Raw genomic sequence first — 15141 nt, forward strand, 5'->3', positions numbered from 1 at the left:
AGGTTGCGATCTTTTATCGTTCGCTTTGGATTCAATCGATAGGGAAAGATCGCAGCCTCGTTGCACTCGACAGCTCCTACGCAGCCAGCGTGGGAAGCCTGTCATTTCTTGACCGGAACCCTGGGCAAGAACTTGGCTTTCTCACCTCGCTGCACTTTGGCCACCTTCGTCCTGATGGACTTGATCGGCTCGTCGCCAAAGTCTGCATGGTAGGTCGACTGACCACATTGCAATCCTTCATTGATCGGATACGCGGCTCCGTGCTCCTCGCTGTACGATGCTCCCATTGCCTTCCCCTCTCATTCAGGTCCATACCGGCAACAACCGGTTGCCTGACAATATCGACCTTCACGACATTGAGACTAGTCGGTCATCAACAGACTGCTAATTCAACAAAGCCCTTTGCCGACGAGTGGAACTCACTGTTTCAGAAAGGAAACACTCATTCAGCGCCCAGTATCGTCCGGTTCAAAACCCGGGAAACCTGGTCGGCCGAATAGGGCTTGGACAAGAACTCAAAGCCTTCATGACCACTGTGGGCCAACTCTTCGCTGTAGCCGGAAGTAAGCACCACTGGCAGATCCGGGCGACGCTGGCGCAGTTCCCGGGCCAAGGCGATACCGCCGATGCCTGGCATCACCACGTCGGAAAATACCGCGTCGAATGCCATCGCATCCGGCCCGACCATTTCCAGCGCTTCTTCGGCGTTGGTCGCCCAGGCGGTTTCGTAGCCCAGGTCCTGGAGGATCTGGTTGGCAAAACGCCCTACCTCCAGGTTGTCTTCCACGATCAGCACCCGGCGCTTGCCCTTTTCCAGCACCAGGTGCGCGACTTCTTCCCTGGCCGGCTCGTGGTTTTGCTCGGGCGCCACTTCCGGAAGGTACAACGTGAACACCGTGCCCTCGCCCACCACGGTCGAAACATCGACGTTGCCACCGGACTGCTTGGCAAAACCGAACACCTGGGACAAGCCCAGCCCCGTGCCCTTGCCCACTTCCTTGGTGGTGAAGAAGGGTTCGAAGATGTGCTCGAGCACTTGCGAGTCAATACCGGTACCGGTGTCAGCCAAGGCAATGGCGGCAAAGGATTGCCCGGCCCCGGCATGACCACGGATCGGCGGTATGCCACCGCCGCAACTGAGCCGAAGCCACAACGTGCCCTGGCCGTTCATGGCATCCCGGGCATTGAGGGCCATGTTGATCAACGCCGTCTCGAACTGGCTCAGGTCCGCGCGGATGTAACAGGGCCGATCGCACAACTCGACGTTGACCTGGATCCGCGCCCCGGTGACGGTTTGCAGCATGTCCCCCAAGCCCAGCACTTGCTTGCCCACATCGATGACTTCTGGCTTCAACGGCTGGCGCCGGGCAAACGCGAGCAACTGGCTGGTCAACTTGGAGGCGCGCTCCACCGTTTCCGAAACCGCCGTCATGTAGCGTTGCCGGCGCTCTTCGGACAAGTTGGGCATGCGCAGGAAGTCCACCGAAGAACGGATGATCGTCAGCAGGTTGTTGAAGTCATGGGCCACGCCACCGGTGAGCTGGCCGATGGCTTCGAGTTTTTGCGACTGGCGCAGCGCCGCTTCGGTCTGTTTCAAGCGCGTGGTGCGCTCCTCGACCCGTTCTTCCAGCGTCGCGTTCAATTCGGCCAGGGCCGCCAGGCCTTCGCGCACGGCAGCGTCGGCACGGGCGCGCTCGATGTGGGCCCAGGAGCGCTCGGTGACTTCCATCAGCAACGCCAGATCGTTGGATGACCAGACCCGCGGCGTTTTGTCGTGAATGGCCATCAGCGCGGTCAAGCGCCCGCCCTTGATCAATGGCACGCAAATGGTGGCCGCGATGCCAATGGCCTGGAACGTCGCCGCTTCCTCCGGCGCCAGTTCCTTGAGGTTATCGTTGATCACCAGCGGCTTGCCGGCCCGCAGGTTGGTGACAGCCAGCCGCCCGAAATCAGCCAACCGATAATGCCCGAGAATGTGAGGCGAACCGGCCCTGGCCCAATCACCGCGAATGGTGAAACCGTCCTCGTCTTCATCCATGTCCGCGTAGGCACAATTGGACAGATTCAAGTGCGCCGCCAGAATCCGCGTGGTGGTCGCCATGATGGCCTGTGGGTCGGTGGCGTTGGCCACGGCATTGCCGATGGCATCCAGCACGGCCAGCCGTTGGGTCATGAACACCGTGGACGTGGTTTCGGTGACCGTATCCAACATGCCCACCACTGTGCCGAACTGGTCACGGATGGGGCTGTAGCAGAACGTGAAATAAGCCTGCTCAGGACCGCCGCCGCGCTCGATGACCAGGGGGAAGTTCTCTATATAAGTGGCTTGCCCATCGAAGGCCGCGCGCACGATCGGCCCGATATCGTTCCAGACCTCCCGCCATACCTCATCGAACCGCCGCCCCAGCGCCTCGGGTTTGCTGCCAAGGATCGTCAGGAACGCATCGTTGTACAACGTGATCAGGTCCGGGCCCCACACAATGGCCTGGGGAAAATGCGAGGCGAGGCTCAGCGCCACGGTGGTCTTCAGCACATCAGGCCACTGCGAAGGCGGCCCGAGCGGCGTGCCCTCCCAAGGATGGCGCCGAACCCGTTCAGCCATTTCTCCAGAGCTCTGAAGCCAATCTGTCATTGCGTTCGATCCTTCTGAGACGCCAATACCAACGAGGGGGGAAACGCTTGTGACCCCAGGCAGGGCCGTATTATCCCGCGCTGGATAGGAATGCGCGATTGGATTGTGGGAGGCGTCGGGGGGCAAATGGGGGGTGAAGGGCGGAAATCGGGGGTTAGGCTACAGAAATGTCTTACATATCGTTGGGAATGGGCTTGATGTAGGTGAAGAGACTGCCAAGTTGTAAGACATACAGCTCGGATGCTTACGACGATGGCAACGTCCTACATATGATTGGGAAACCCCTTCGCTATCAATCCCTTGCGTATTTTTTGCAGTGACGTCTATAGTTTTGGCGTCGCCCAGATGGCGACCGGGTTTGGCGACTCGATTGATACAAGTGCAACGGTGCTTTCTGCTGTGGTAGAAGCACACTCGTGCTCACAGAAACTGCTTTATGGCAGCTGTGCGCGGGAGACCTTCGGGTCTGCCGGCTCCTTGTGTCTCCGGTTCGCCAACCTGCGTACAGCTGTCACCCTTTGTTTGGCGACAGAGTGTGGCAGTTCATTCATGACACAAGGAATTGATATGAACCGATACATGAGCCTTACCAGCAACGCCGACGACCAACCCCTCTACGTCGATACCACCGCCCCGCTACACATCCTGCTCGACTCAGCCGCCTACCGAATCCGTGCCGCCACCCAATTCCTGGAGAACCTGGCGATGCGTGATGAATTGACCATCGATCCCGCAACCCTTCAGGACCTCGCACAACTGTGCTGCATCCCACTGCGCGATGGGTGCGACGTGATGGATGTGATTGCCCGAAGATTGGATGCGGCACCGGTAGGTACCACCCTATAAGCCTGCCCGCCGACAACCTGTGGCGAGGGAGCTTGCTCCCGCTGGGCTGCGCAGCGGCCCCTTTTGTGAGCGCTGCGCACTCAAGCGGGAGCAAGCTCCCTCGCCACGGGTGCATCGTCGACCTGAACTATTCGACAATCCCGTTATAAACAACAGTCGCAGCGCCCTCCTTCTTGACCATGAGCTTGTTCCCTTCCGCCATGGCCTCGACCAACTCAGAACACCCCTCCACTTCACGCTTGCCATCAACACGCTCGGCCTGGGTGTCGAAACTGAATACATAGGTGGACGCCGGGCAAGCATTGCCTCCTTCGCCTGTGGAAACCACCAGCACATACTTGCTCGGGCCAAACGTGTAAGCCTTTTCAATCGTCACATAACCGGTGTACTCGGCCTGCTCGACAACGGACTCCATGACGTTCATCACACCGGCCCGCGATTGGTAATTCAGCGCAGTTGCCATCGCCTCAGTCTGAGTCGTGAAAGGTCCGGCACGCTCGGTATTGACGGGCAGCGGTTGATAGGCAACGCCCGGCGGCGCGGGAGGTGCGGCTTGAGTCTTGGCGGTGGTTTTTGCAACAGGGCTTCGCTGGAGTTGGGGGCTGTCGCATTGGCCGTTTTTGCAGATGAAATCGCCTTGGCAATCGATGTCTTCCGAGCACGAGTTCGTTTCTTCGAAGGTGCTCTGATCGGCCTTGGCGTAACCGACGACGGCCAGTGTCAGGAGGGTGCAGGCGAGCAAACGCTTCATCGGTGAAGTCCTTTTCTTGGATGGTGGTTGGATGATCATTGCAAAACATTCCGGGATTGTCTCTGTCGCCTCCGTTTTCCAGTGTCGGGTGGTCCCACTTTGGTTTACAGACTAGCCTTCCAGATGCCCGCCCAAGGACGAACCATGGCTGACCGCAAACAACTCCACCAAAACGGCTACGCCCTGCTCCGTCGAGCGATCCCGAACGAGTGGCTGGCTGACTTACGCTGCGTGTTCGATGCAGGCGTGCGGCCGTCGGATCAATGGCCAGTGCCCCGTGGCATGGACTGGCGCTATTCGATGCTGGACGATGATTCGAGGATTCAGGCCGTGTGTCGTCTACCCCGGCTACTGGCCGTGGCAGGTGAATTGATCGGCGAGCAATTCTTCCTCTCCCAAGTGGAAGGCCGCGAGCCTCTTGCCGGTGGCGGCCAGCAACCCCTGCACCGCGATCTGTCGGCCCAACGACCAGGCGACATCGCCATCGCCCTGGCATTCTTCGACGATTATGGCCCCGAGAACGGCGCGACACGGATCGTCCCCGGCAGCCATCGCTCCGAGCCGGATGCGCCCCCCTTCGACTTCAATGACGAGTCACGCGCTGTACAGCTTTCAGGCGACGCCGGTGACATCCTGGTGTTCGATGTCGACCTGGTGCACGCGGGCAGCCTGAACGCGATCGGCGCACGCCGTCGCTCCATCCTGATCAGCTATTTCGCGGAATCGCTCTACGCGTCACACCTGGAAACCGTGGCGCTGCGCAATATTCGCATGGACACCCGCGAGCGATTCGCCCCTGCGGCGTTTACTTTCGAGGGCTAGTTTTTTGGGTCGATGAAAGTTGTGCGCAACGGTTCGAATCTGAGCTTTAATGCCCGTGCTTTTTGAGAACCCCATTCAAGGAAGAAACAACATTGAAAACAGCTTTCGGCACCCTGTTGTTGGCCTGCCTGACAACGACCGCATTGGCTGACGCCCCCTCCATCGGTTTTCAATCTTCCACCCTGCCGGAGCCACACAATGGCCGCGCACTGGAAATGGTCGTCTGGTACCCAAGCGCAACCACCGCAGCCCCGGCCTCTCGCGAGGCCTGACCGATAAAAGCCTGGCCACGCTGCCTGTCCCCGCCCTGGTGATCGCTGCCGGTGTACCGTCGCAAGAACTTCCCGCCGAGTTGGAATCTGCCAACCTGGCCAAGCGCCTGCCCCCAGCGTCCAGCCGTTACATAGAGATCAGCGATGCGAGCCATTTCAGTTTCATGTCGATGTGTAAGCCTGGGGCGCAGGAAATGCTTGAAGAGGAAGTGCCGGGGGATGGGATCATTTGTCGGGATGGTGATGGCGGTCGTGCTCGGGGGGTGATTCAGCAGCAGGTTGCATCGCTGATTGCAGAGTTTTTGGCGCAGTCATCGGGTTATAAAGAAGGTCGTTTGTAATCGGGTGCTGCTGACTTGAAGCGGTTCGACAAAAACGCCGGAGTAGCCATTTTTGCGCCCATACAATCTCTCGGATCGTTGGCTTGGGATCAGAGCTGGATAGCTGATATCGGCCGATCCTGTTGAAAACAGTCGGCCATGGTTTGCGCATCAGGAAAAGAATCGAAGCTAAAGCCTTTCCACAAGGACATTTGGCTTTCAGTAGAAGCGGTTATAGCCACGAGTTTTAGTGCCGCAGTTTAATAGCCTTACGCCGCCTCAACCGGCGCGAACGCCTTGGCAGCGGCCACGGTATCCAAGGATTCGCGCAGCAGCTGGATTTTGCCGTCTTTGGCCACCAGGCGGCCTGCGTACATCTGCCGGTAGATGCGGCCTGTGGCAGGCACCAGGGCCTCTACGCTGTATTCGGCAAACACTTGATCGGGGGTGTCGATCAAAAAGCGCACATTACGGAATTTGAAATCCGGCACTTTACCGAGCAATGAGCCGATAAAACCCTCGATCGCCGCAGGCCCCTTCACGCTGTGTGGAATGCCGAGCGACTCCAGGTAGGGCAGCTCCAGCACGCCGTCCTCGGCGAACAGGGCCGCTGCCAAGTAAGGCGTCTGGATGGCATCCAAGTACTGTTGAAGTAATTCCACGGCATTTTTCATGACGACTTTCTCCCGAAACGAATAATTGGATGGCACGCTGTGTTGTGCCGACCAAACCACGTTAAGGCATCCACCAGTTTTCAAAAATAGCAGTTAATGAAAGTCATCATTTCATAATTGAAAGAGCTGCCCCCATCGTCTTATGACGGCCATCGCCATACGGGCTCGCTTAAATGCTCGGCGAAGAAGTCCGACAGCGCTTTGATTTTTACCGGCCGTGTGCGGGCCGAGGGGGTGACGAAATACAGGCCACCACGGGTCATGCTCCATTCCGGTAGCACCACGACCAAGCGCCCATCTGCCAAGTATTCGCTGGCAATAAACTCCGGCAGTTCGGCGATAGCCAAGCCTTCAAGCAACACCGGCAATAACGCATCCGAATTGGTTACTCTTAACGGGCCGCTGGGCACGACGTCTTCTTCGGTGCCGTCTTTGTGGGTGAACCGCCATACTTGGCTGCGGGCTCGGTAGGCATAACTCAGGCACGTGCGGACTGCCAGTTCGCGGGGATGGCCAGGGTGGCCATGGGCATCCAGATAAGCCGGTGAAGCGACCAGGTATTGGGTGACCGCGCAGAGACGCCGCGCAACCAGCGAGGAGTCCGGCAATACGGCAATGCGTAATGCCGCATCAAAGCCCTCGGCGATCAGGTCTACCGAGGCGTCTGAAAGGTGCAGGTCAATCGACAGCTCGGGATACTGCCGCATCAACTGCGGCATCAGCGGTGCCACCCAACGCAGGCCAAACGACATGGGGATCGCAAGGCGTACTTGGCCGCGGGGCTGGACCGATAACTCCTGAGCCTCGCTTTCCACCTCTTCAGCCTGCCGATAAATCTCCCCCGCCTTGGCCGCCATGCTCGCGCCGAATTCGGTGAGTGCCAGTTGCCGCGAAGTGCGGTTGAACAAGCGCCCGCCCAGGCGGTCCTCCAGGCGCGCGACCGCCCGCGATACCGTTGGCACCGACACGCTCATGACGCGTGCCGCGCCGGCGAACGATCCTTCTTCGGCCACCTTGGCAAACATCGCCAACCCTTCGAAATCTGGAAGCTTGCTCATTTCATTTCTGCAACGATAGGTTTCAGACAATTCTATTTTGAAAGTTTTGCCCCGTCGATAAGCTTCTCCCACACCGCAACTCACTCAATCGAAATACGGGAGAAACACCATGGCTAACAAACTCGAAGGCAAAATTGCATTGGTGACCGGCGGCAGTACGGGCATTGGTCTGGCCACTGCCAAACGCTTCGCTCAGGAAGGCGCCCATGTCTATATCACGGGCCGTCGCCAAGCCGAACTGGACGCCGCTGTCACCGCTGTTGGCAACGCCACCGGCGTGCGGGTGGACTCAGCCAACCTCGATCAGTTGGACGCGTTGTATCGCCAGATTGGCGCGACCCACGGTCGAATCGATGTGCTGTTCGCCAATGCGGGTGGCGGCTCCATGCTGCCGCTCGGTGACATCACGGAACAGCAGTACGACGACACCTTCAATCGCAACGTAAAAGGCGTGCTGTTCACCGTGCAAAAGGCGCTGCCGCTGCTGGCCCCAAAAGCCTCGGTGATTCTCACCGGCTCCACGGCGGGCAGCTCGGGCACCGCCGCCTTTAGTGTGTACGCCGCGTCCAAGGCCGCCGTGCGCTCATTTGCACGCAACTGGATTCTGGATTTGAAAGACCGCCAGGTACGTATCAACACCATTAGCCCCGGCGCCACCCGCACTCCTGGCCTGGTTGAATTGGCCGGCCCCGATGCCGCTCAGCAGCAGGGCTTGCTCGACTACATGGCATCGCTGATCCCCATGGGGCGTGTCGGTGAAGCGGATGAAATTGCCAGCGCCGCGTTGTTCCTGGCCTCGGATGACGCCAGCTTCGTCAACGGTATCGAGCTGTTTGTTGACGGCGGCCAAGCGCAAATCTGACCACCCAGCGGGCGACTGCCACGGTCGCCCGCCAACCCATCTCAAGAGGAACAGATTGTGAACCCATTGCAATCGGTATTGCTGGCCGCCAGCGTGACCCTGACTGCCGCTACTCAGGCGGCGACCCACTCAGCCGCACCGCTTCAGGTTTCAGCCATCGACCATGTCGGCATCAATGTGCCGGATATCGACACCGCTACCCGCTTTTTCTCCGCGCTGATGGGCGCACGGGTGATCTCGGATATCAGCCCTGGAAAGATCCCGGATCAGTGGAAAAGCCAATTCCGCTGGCATGGCTCCAGCGAGCTGCAACGCTTTGTGATGCTGCAAATGGATGGCGGTGCGAAGCTGGAGTTGTTCCAATACCAAGGCTCCGAGGTCAATCAGGTCCAACCCCACGGCGACGACGCCGGAGCCAGCCATGTGGCCTTGCGCACCGCCGATATTGACGGCAGCCTAGCGACCCTCAAGCGCCTGAATGTGACCATTCTCAACGAACCCATCACCAACACGGACGGCGTTCGTTGGTTCTATTTTCAAGCACCGTGGGGCACCCAGATTGAGCTGGTGTTGCTGCCGCAAAGCGTTGGTGGCTAATCCCGCCGCTCGCGCCGGGCGGGTGCTCATTAGCAGCCCGACTGCCACGACAAACGCCAGGCCTACAGCAGTAGCCCTCTAGCCGCAGTCATATGCGCGGGTCAAAAAGTTTGCAAATGGACTGGTAATGCCCAGGGCGATATCCAGGAAAGCCACGTGAGCGCGTGAGCACTGTAGGATGTCTCTTTCCCAATAGTTTCCGACTTAACTATCCTACGCCTCCATCCCAAACGGATTCGCCAAGATGTATCTGCGTTCAAGCGTGTTATGCCTGTGCCTTTTCAGCAGCCTGAGCCAGGCCGCTGTCAACTGTTCTGCCCTGGCAGAAAAGATCTCTGGCACCGTGCCTGAGTTTCATCCGTCGGTGCAAGGCAAGGTCATTGGCACCGGACGCCTGCATTTTCACGAAGCGCCGGATGAAGCCTGTGCCAATAAAAAGATTTTCGTAATACCCGGCGACTCTCTCACCGTTTACGCCAGCCTTGAAGACGAATCATGGCTGGAAGTGAACTTCATCGCCAAGAGTGGCGACGACTACACCGGTTGGGTAAAGGCGGACCGGGTCGAGATTGGTGTACCTTACGGAGCGCCACCGGACGGTGCCGACGAGGCGCCAGCGGGTGATGCCCAGTAATTCAAAATGGGTGTGCCCTTTTTCATTTTTGAAGCGCAGGAGAAACAATGACGGACTCGCCAGAAGGAAGTGCGCTGTTGCCGGCCAGCACACACGGCGACCTCGACGTGGCTGATGCTACGGGTTTCGCTGCCTGGGCTTGCGTCTGGGCGGAGCTTGGCGTCGGATGCGCGTCACAAGAGACGTACGAAGCACTCATTCGACGCTACGGCGAGCCGCATCGCGCGTACCACACCCTCCAGCATCTGCTGGAATGCCTCCAGGTGCGCCGATTCGTCAACGCGGTCTGCCCGGCCCCCGCCGAAGTCGACCTCGCGCTATGGTTCCATGATGCGATCTACGACCCTGTTCGCAGCGACAACGAGCTGCGCAGTGCCCAATGGTTGGATGACGTGGCACGCGACAGTGGCCTGGGCGATGAAACGCGACGCAGGCTTTACGAACTGGTGATGGTGACGCGGCACGACGCCGCTCCGGCGTCGGCAGACGAAGCAGTGCTGGTGGACACGGATCTGGCGATCCTTGGGGCAGCGTTCGAGCGGTTCGAGGAGTACGACCAACAAATCCGCCGCGAGTACTCGTTTGTACCTCTGCCTGTGTACCGCCAAAAGCGCCGCCAGGTCCTTGAAGGTTTTCTGGCACGTGGGCGCATCTATACGACTGCAGCGTACTTCGACGCATTCGAGCAGCAGGCACGGGCCAATCTTGCACGCGCCATCGACCGTCTCGACTGAAGACTGGCGTCATTCGGGAAAGCGGGATTCAGCCATCTGATCAGCCCTTCAAATCAACCGATCCACAACCCTCGCATTCCACAACTCCCGATACCGCTCCCGCCACCCCGGACTCCCCTTATCCAGCCACGCCAACGTCGCCTCAACACTTTCAGGGCTGATGATGAAGTGATTGATATGCTCCTCGATCCGCTCTTGCGATAGATGCAGCGCGTCCAAGTAACCATTGAAAGAATCCGCCAGCACCACATATTCATCGCCCTGCTGACGGCGCCCGGTCCAGGCCGGTAAGCCCGCCACCATCGCCGCCACGTCCTGGCGCCCTTGGCGCAGATCCAGCAGCAAGAGACTCGCGCCGCCGTCGCGCCCGATCGGCAATAATTCCGTCGCAGGGAAGCCGGGCTGCGCCCGCAGTTGCTCCAGCTCGAAGGGGTTGGATTCATACTCTTTGTCCGGATCCAGCCCATACAGTGAAAAACTGAGCAACTCCTCATCGCCATTGGCGAGCGTGGCCAGCACATCGTATTCCAGGTAGGCGCCGTTGCAGGTTTTTAGGAACTGGCGATAGTCGTCCGGCAAGCGGGCACCCAGGTTGGCTTCCAGTTGCGCGATAGCAAGGTCGGTGGCGCCTTCACGGGTGTCGTCGAGGATGAGTCCACGGTAGTCAGTCATTGATGTCTCGAAAGGGTATTGGATGGGACGCGGTATCAATCGATCTTACAAAAAAGCGACCGTTCACTGAGGCTGGTTTTTGGGCCGACAGCCCTCCGGCCTCACACCACACTCGCCCGATGCAGACTGCTCATATGCCCAACGCCCGCCGCCTTGAAACGGCTCACCAGATCCTCCCGTGCCGCCCGTCCACCGGAACGCACGTACTCCAGCTCCGCCGCCGTGATCAATACCACCGGCACCAACCTGACCGGGGACAAGGGCATGTCATCCAGCTGGGTAGGGAAATCCGGCAGTGGAGCGCCGAGCAGAACGCCGGTGGAGTCGTCATCGGTCACGAAGAGTTTGGGCAGTTGATCGCTCATGTGGTGCGATTGGCTCAGCCCGGGCAGTTCAAGGGATAGCGCACCGTGCTGGTCGAGTTGGTGGGTGATGCCACCCGCGTCAGCCACCGTCTTGGCGACGTGTTCCACCAGCTCGAATGCCCAACTGCGTTTGAAAGGGTCGACCTCTCCCACCGGGCCATAAGCGTGCTCGGGGATATCCGCGGTTTCGACGAACAGTTCCATTTCGAAGCCGTTGCCCATTCCTTCCGTATCATCGAATGGATCGGACAGACCTTCGGTGGCGAGAATGATCGCGTCGCCACGGCGCACCACACGGTAGGCCTGGCGGGTCGAAGGCCAGTACGGGCCGCCGGAAAAGGTCGGACTGATCAAGTAGGAAAGAACATCCCGCTCGACCGTGCCGACAGCGCTCCAATGACGATCCAGGCACGCTGCGCCGGCTTCCCGGACGGCCAGATTGGCTGCTTCAGCCTCGGTCAGGTCGCCAAGTTCGGAGGATTGCGGCGCGGGCTGGTCGTTTTGGATTTCAGGGGTTTTCGCTGAACCGAAGAGTTTCTTGAAGAAATTCATGGGCGTTCCTATCCGAAAATTGCAGTTGATGTAGGCTCAGTCACTACGCCTGGATCGATTTCAAAAGGATGGATATGACGTTGACGGTCGAAAGTTTGATGAGCATAGCAATGACCAACCCAATCAACGCACAAATCACTTCGCGCTTGCCTTCGCTCGGTTTGACTCAATGCATACCGGTTCTGTGGAGTTCATCCTATCCACTCAAGCTTGACTCATCGTCCCCGAAAAACTCGCCTCCACCGGCCCGATGAGAAAGACCGCACCCAGGCCATCCCATTGCACCGTCACGCTGCCGCCATCGCATTCAACCTCGACGGTACTGTCCAACAAACCACGACGAATCCCATTGACAACCGCACCGCACGAACAGGACCCCGACCCCAGCGCGATACCCGCCCCGCGCTCCCAGATGCGCAACCGAATATGCGTGCGATCAATGATCTGGACAAAATGAACGTTGGTCTTGAGCGGAAACAGCACGTTGGTTTCGATGGCCGGGCCGATCGTCGCGAGATCAACGCTAGCCAGGTCATCGACAAAATAGGTGCAGTGGGGATTTCCCATGCTGCAGGCGGCTGGACTGCCAGCAAGTGGCAAGGCAGCGGAGTCCAGTTCCTGTGCCAAGGGAATGTCCGACCAGCCGAAAAGCGGCACGCCCATGTCGACGGAAATGTCGCCGGTGGGGGTACGTTCGCAAGCAAGCAAACCACGGTTAGTGCGCAGCACCAGCGAAGTCACATTGGCTTCGCGCATGAGCAGGTCCGCCACACCTCGTGTCGCGCTGCCACAAACGTCCAGCGCGGAGCCATCCGCGTTCCAGAACATCACTCGCGCAGCGGCATCGTCGCAGTCGAGCAACACCGCGAGTTGGTTAAAGCCTATGCCCCGGTTCCGATCACCCATCCGCTGGGCCATGGCACTCGTCACCGCAGTGGCCGAATTTCGCGAATCGACAATCACGAAGTCATCGCCATTGGCATGCATCTTATGAAAGCTCAGTGGCATACAAACGCTCTGCTGGAAATGAGTGAAGGCTGCATGTGCTCTTCCTTGTTACTTGTTGTTGACGAGGTGCGAGGAGCGATACCCCCGACAATGGCCATTCGATTGAGGTTGGCGGCTCTCAGATTCTCCCCGCCCTTTCATTAACGACGGGTTTTCTCTCAAGCCACTCCGTACGCGTCATCTCCCAGACCTCTTTAAGCAGACGTCCACAGACAAAGTCCCCCTGCTGAGTCCCGATCATGCGCATGCCTTCGCGCTCCGAAACCCTGCGCGAAGCCAGGTTGCCCACCGCCTTGGGCACTTGCATGACGGGGCGTTCCAGGGTTTCAAACCAATAGGTATTGATCGCCTCGCACGCTTCGCGCATGTAGCCCTTTCCCTGCCACTGCGGCGCCAGCCAGAAACCTCGGTGGTTGCCAGGCTGGTCGTACAGGCTGATGCTGCCGATGCGCTGTGGCGGATCGTCGGCAATCCGGATCATCCAGTGCCACTCGCATCCGGCGGCGACAGCGGGGAGCGCGTGGTCGCGCACGTATGTCAGCGCGCCGTCATCCGGGTAGGGCCAGGGCACGCGACTGTCCAGGTAACGGACCACTTCCCAGTGTGGGAATAACTGTTGAATCGCCGGTGCATCCGTCAGTTCAAGGGGTGTGAGGATGAGGCGGCGGGTTTGGAATGTGGGGATGGGTTCCAAGGTGAATTCCTTTTCTAACGTTATGGCATGCTGCGAAACGGATGCTGCCCGCGTAGGGCGGAAAAACCAAGTTGCACACTCAACCACGGCGAACTCCAATCACATCGTTTCGCGGCCTACACTGGATGCGCTCAGTACCATTGAATCGCATAAGGACATCACCTTGCGACAAATTGCCCTCAGCGACAGAAAACTCCGAGGTATCCCCCGCCGTCTCCGAGCGCTGGAGCGCTGGGCCGCGAAATTCAACGGCAGGTTCTACCCTCACATCCATAAAAGCGAGCGCTACGCGCATTGGAAAATCCCAGTCATCAATTCACTTGTCCAGGGTCCACACGCACACATCGAAGTGCAGGCCTTCTGTATTCAACAGTTGCTAGAAGCAGCCGCCCATCTTTCCCGTGCGGCAGATCGCAGCCAAGGCTACTACCGTGTCGCCTGCCTGCTGGTTTGGCCCTTTGTTCACCAAAGTGAAGTCACGGTGTTCTACGACCGTGACTACTACCTGAGCTTCCTGGGGCAACACAACACCCTTGCACCGCTGCGCTTGAGCGACCGACTTGCTTTGAATGTGCCCGAATCCTTCATCGAACATGGGCACGATGTAACCCAGAGCGATGATGAAGTCGACGTTCATTGGTGGTGTATCGGGGAACCTGCGTGATAGTGAAGCCCCATTCAAACCTCATCACCGGATTGGCCCTCGCGGTAGTCGCGACACTGAGCTGGGCGTTGAACTTCATTGCGCCCTACGTCACCGGCGACTACACGATCTATGACTTGATGATCGTAAGGTTCCTGATCGCCGGTGCCCTAGGCCTGGGTGTCGTGCTGCTCTATCGGACCCAGTTGCGGCTGCTGCGCCGTAATCAGGTGCTGCTGGCCGCAGGCCTGGGCGTGGTCGGCTACCTCGGCTATAGCGCCTGCATCGCCGCCGGCATCATTTTCGGCGGGCCGGTGCTGACCCCGGCCTTTATTGGCATGGTGCCGGTCTTGCTGGCATTGCTGGGCAACGCCACGACCAAAACCCTCCAATGGCGCAAACTGGCGATCCCCCTGGTTTTTTTGACGGTGGGTCTTCTGCTGTCGAATCTCGGCGCTGTCCATCAACCCGTTGCAAGCGAGGGCTCGTGGGCGATGGGCTTGTTGTTTTCAATCGGTGCCGTGGTCTTGTGGCTCGCATTCAGTTGGTTGAACCAGCACGCCCTGCTGACGCTGCCCCCACACGCGTCAGGGGCCTGGACCGGCCTCATGATGGCTGGCGCCGGAGTTGGCACCTTGTGCTTGTTACCGGCGGTACAAGCACTCGATCTGCTCAAACTGCCGAGCCTAGGGTTTAGTATTTCCGTTGCGGGGGGGTTGTATCTCTGGGGTTTCGTGATTGCACTGATGTCATCCGTTGTCGGGGCCTGGGCTTGGAACGCCGCGTCCCGGCGTTTGCCCATGGTGCTTTCCGGGCAATTGATCGCCTTGGAGTCGCTGTTCGCGACGCTACTTGGCTTGTGGTTTCATGATCGGCTACCGACACTTCTGGAGACGTCAGGTCTTGCGGCTGTGCTTGTCGGGGTGATCATGGCGGTGCGGATCATCCTGACGACTCGGGGACCGACAACCAGCGCAGCCTCCTGATCAGCCGACACTATTTCAA

17 protein-coding genes and 1 pseudogene are annotated in these 15141 nt (G+C 59.0%); 10 read left to right on the forward strand and 8 right to left on the reverse strand.

Translation table 11 applies throughout. The annotated features are described in order from the left end of the window. Window positions 1-442 precede the first annotated feature (442 nt). Window positions 443-2632 (reverse strand): GAF domain-containing hybrid sensor histidine kinase/response regulator, encoded by a 2190-nt coding sequence (locus BLU85_RS26320; protein WP_092204704.1) that lies wholly within the window; start codon window positions 2630-2632, stop codon window positions 443-445. A 567-nt stretch (window positions 2633-3199) separates the two neighbouring features. Here BLU85_RS26320 and BLU85_RS26325 point away from each other — a divergent pair. Next, a complete protein-coding gene (locus BLU85_RS26325) occupies window positions 3200-3478 on the forward strand; it encodes a short-chain dehydrogenase (RefSeq protein WP_092204703.1) in 279 nt (92 codons plus the stop codon). Between the two features lie 127 nt (window positions 3479-3605). Here BLU85_RS26325 and BLU85_RS26335 read toward each other — a convergent pair whose 3' ends face one another. After that, window positions 3606-4229, reverse strand: coding sequence for a hypothetical protein (locus tag BLU85_RS26335; protein WP_092204702.1), 624 nt, complete (start codon window positions 4227-4229; stop codon window positions 3606-3608). Window positions 4230-4373: 144 nt separating this feature from the next. Between BLU85_RS26335 and BLU85_RS26340 the strand changes: the two genes are divergently transcribed. From BLU85_RS26340 to BLU85_RS26345, 3 genes and pseudogenes are all read left to right on the forward strand, one after another. Further along, a complete protein-coding gene (locus BLU85_RS26340) occupies window positions 4374-5051 on the forward strand; it encodes a phytanoyl-CoA dioxygenase family protein (RefSeq protein WP_092204701.1) in 678 nt (225 codons plus the stop codon). Window positions 5052-5143: 92 nt separating this feature from the next. Beyond that, window positions 5144-5323, forward strand: coding sequence for a hypothetical protein (locus BLU85_RS31890; RefSeq protein ID WP_371914258.1), 180 nt, complete (start codon window positions 5144-5146; stop codon window positions 5321-5323). Next, a pseudogene (locus BLU85_RS26345) lies at window positions 5305-5664 on the forward strand (dienelactone hydrolase); the annotation flags it as partial. The gene BLU85_RS31890 and the pseudogene BLU85_RS26345, both read left to right, overlap by 19 nt. A gap of 248 nt (window positions 5665-5912) precedes the next feature. On the opposite strand, the gene BLU85_RS26350 reads toward BLU85_RS26345, so the two are convergent. Both BLU85_RS26350 and BLU85_RS26355 read right to left on the reverse strand, forming a co-directional pair. After that, window positions 5913-6317, reverse strand: a complete 405-nt coding sequence (locus BLU85_RS26350) for a nuclear transport factor 2 family protein (protein WP_092204700.1) — start codon at window positions 6315-6317, stop codon at window positions 5913-5915. A 140-nt stretch (window positions 6318-6457) separates the two neighbouring features. Further along, complete coding sequence (locus tag BLU85_RS26355) at window positions 6458-7375, reverse strand: LysR family transcriptional regulator (protein WP_092204699.1); 918 nt, start codon at window positions 7373-7375, stop codon at window positions 6458-6460. A gap of 109 nt (window positions 7376-7484) precedes the next feature. Here BLU85_RS26355 and BLU85_RS26360 point away from each other — a divergent pair, with 109 nt between their 5' ends. The 4 genes from BLU85_RS26360 (at window position 7485) to BLU85_RS26375 (ending at window position 10202) form a co-directional block, all read left to right on the forward strand. Next, window positions 7485-8237 (forward strand): SDR family NAD(P)-dependent oxidoreductase, encoded by a 753-nt coding sequence (locus BLU85_RS26360; RefSeq protein ID WP_092204698.1) that lies wholly within the window; start codon window positions 7485-7487, stop codon window positions 8235-8237. A 57-nt stretch (window positions 8238-8294) separates the two neighbouring features. Continuing rightward, window positions 8295-8834: a VOC family protein gene (locus tag BLU85_RS26365; protein ID WP_092204697.1), complete on the forward strand. Its 540-nt coding sequence runs from the start codon at window positions 8295-8297 to the stop codon at window positions 8832-8834. A 244-nt stretch (window positions 8835-9078) separates the two neighbouring features. Continuing rightward, window positions 9079-9468: a hypothetical protein gene (locus tag BLU85_RS26370; RefSeq protein WP_092204696.1), complete on the forward strand. Its 390-nt coding sequence runs from the start codon at window positions 9079-9081 to the stop codon at window positions 9466-9468. A 47-nt stretch (window positions 9469-9515) separates the two neighbouring features. Next, window positions 9516-10202 (forward strand): HD domain-containing protein, encoded by a 687-nt coding sequence (locus BLU85_RS26375; protein ID WP_092204695.1) that lies wholly within the window; start codon window positions 9516-9518, stop codon window positions 10200-10202. A 48-nt stretch (window positions 10203-10250) separates the two neighbouring features. Here BLU85_RS26375 and BLU85_RS26380 read toward each other — a convergent pair whose 3' ends face one another. The 4 genes from BLU85_RS26380 to BLU85_RS26400 all read right to left on the reverse strand — a co-directional run bounded on the left by BLU85_RS26380 (window position 10251) and on the right by BLU85_RS26400 (window position 13493). After that, window positions 10251-10874, reverse strand: a complete 624-nt coding sequence (locus BLU85_RS26380) for an SMI1/KNR4 family protein (protein ID WP_092204694.1) — start codon at window positions 10872-10874, stop codon at window positions 10251-10253. A gap of 101 nt (window positions 10875-10975) precedes the next feature. Further along, window positions 10976-11791, reverse strand: a complete 816-nt coding sequence (locus BLU85_RS26385) for a suppressor of fused domain protein (protein ID WP_092204693.1) — start codon at window positions 11789-11791, stop codon at window positions 10976-10978. Between the two features lie 204 nt (window positions 11792-11995). Further along, complete coding sequence (dapF, locus tag BLU85_RS26395; RefSeq protein WP_092204692.1) at window positions 11996-12799, reverse strand: diaminopimelate epimerase; 804 nt, start codon at window positions 12797-12799, stop codon at window positions 11996-11998. Between the two features lie 118 nt (window positions 12800-12917). Next, on the reverse strand, window positions 12918-13493 hold the full coding sequence (locus BLU85_RS26400) for a GNAT family N-acetyltransferase (protein ID WP_092204691.1): 576 nt from the start codon (window positions 13491-13493) through the stop codon (window positions 12918-12920). On the opposite strand from BLU85_RS26400, the gene BLU85_RS26405 reads away from it, so the two are divergent. Then, window positions 13483-14157, forward strand: a complete 675-nt coding sequence (locus tag BLU85_RS26405; protein ID WP_256572898.1) for a DUF3916 domain-containing protein — start codon at window positions 13483-13485, stop codon at window positions 14155-14157. The two genes, BLU85_RS26400 and BLU85_RS26405, sit on opposite strands and share 11 nt — an antisense overlap. Further along, complete coding sequence (locus tag BLU85_RS26410; protein WP_092204735.1) at window positions 14157-15122, forward strand: DMT family transporter; 966 nt, start codon at window positions 14157-14159, stop codon at window positions 15120-15122. The genes BLU85_RS26405 and BLU85_RS26410 overlap by 1 nt, the downstream gene beginning before the upstream one ends. Window positions 15123-15141: the final 19 nt, after the last annotated feature.

Origin of the sequence: Pseudomonas sp. NFACC14 (genome assembly GCF_900106885.1) — a bacterium.
GTDB lineage: Bacteria > Pseudomonadota > Gammaproteobacteria > Pseudomonadales > Pseudomonadaceae > Aquipseudomonas > Aquipseudomonas fluorescens_AA.

Coding starts and splice junctions, on each gene's coding strand:
- BLU85_RS26320 (WP_092204704.1), bottom strand. CDS start 2,632: ATGACAGATTGGCTTCAGAGCTCTGGAGAAATGGCTGAACGGGTTCGG.
- BLU85_RS26325 (WP_092204703.1), top strand. CDS start 3,200: ATGAACCGATACATGAGCCTTACCAGCAACGCCGACGACCAACCCCTC.
- BLU85_RS26335 (WP_092204702.1), bottom strand. CDS start 4,229: ATGAAGCGTTTGCTCGCCTGCACCCTCCTGACACTGGCCGTCGTCGGT.
- BLU85_RS26340 (WP_092204701.1), top strand. CDS start 4,374: ATGGCTGACCGCAAACAACTCCACCAAAACGGCTACGCCCTGCTCCGT.
- BLU85_RS26350 (WP_092204700.1), bottom strand. CDS start 6,317: ATGAAAAATGCCGTGGAATTACTTCAACAGTACTTGGATGCCATCCAG.
- BLU85_RS26355 (WP_092204699.1), bottom strand. CDS start 7,375: ATGAGCAAGCTTCCAGATTTCGAAGGGTTGGCGATGTTTGCCAAGGTG.
- BLU85_RS26360 (WP_092204698.1), top strand. CDS start 7,485: ATGGCTAACAAACTCGAAGGCAAAATTGCATTGGTGACCGGCGGCAGT.
- BLU85_RS26370 (WP_092204696.1), top strand. CDS start 9,079: ATGTATCTGCGTTCAAGCGTGTTATGCCTGTGCCTTTTCAGCAGCCTG.
- BLU85_RS26375 (WP_092204695.1), top strand. CDS start 9,516: ATGACGGACTCGCCAGAAGGAAGTGCGCTGTTGCCGGCCAGCACACAC.
- BLU85_RS26380 (WP_092204694.1), bottom strand. CDS start 10,874: ATGACTGACTACCGTGGACTCATCCTCGACGACACCCGTGAAGGCGCC.
- BLU85_RS26385 (WP_092204693.1), bottom strand. CDS start 11,791: ATGAATTTCTTCAAGAAACTCTTCGGTTCAGCGAAAACCCCTGAAATC.
- dapF (WP_092204692.1), bottom strand. CDS start 12,799: ATGCCACTGAGCTTTCATAAGATGCATGCCAATGGCGATGACTTCGTG.
- BLU85_RS26405 (WP_256572898.1), top strand. CDS start 13,483: ATGGGTTCCAAGGTGAATTCCTTTTCTAACGTTATGGCATGCTGCGAA.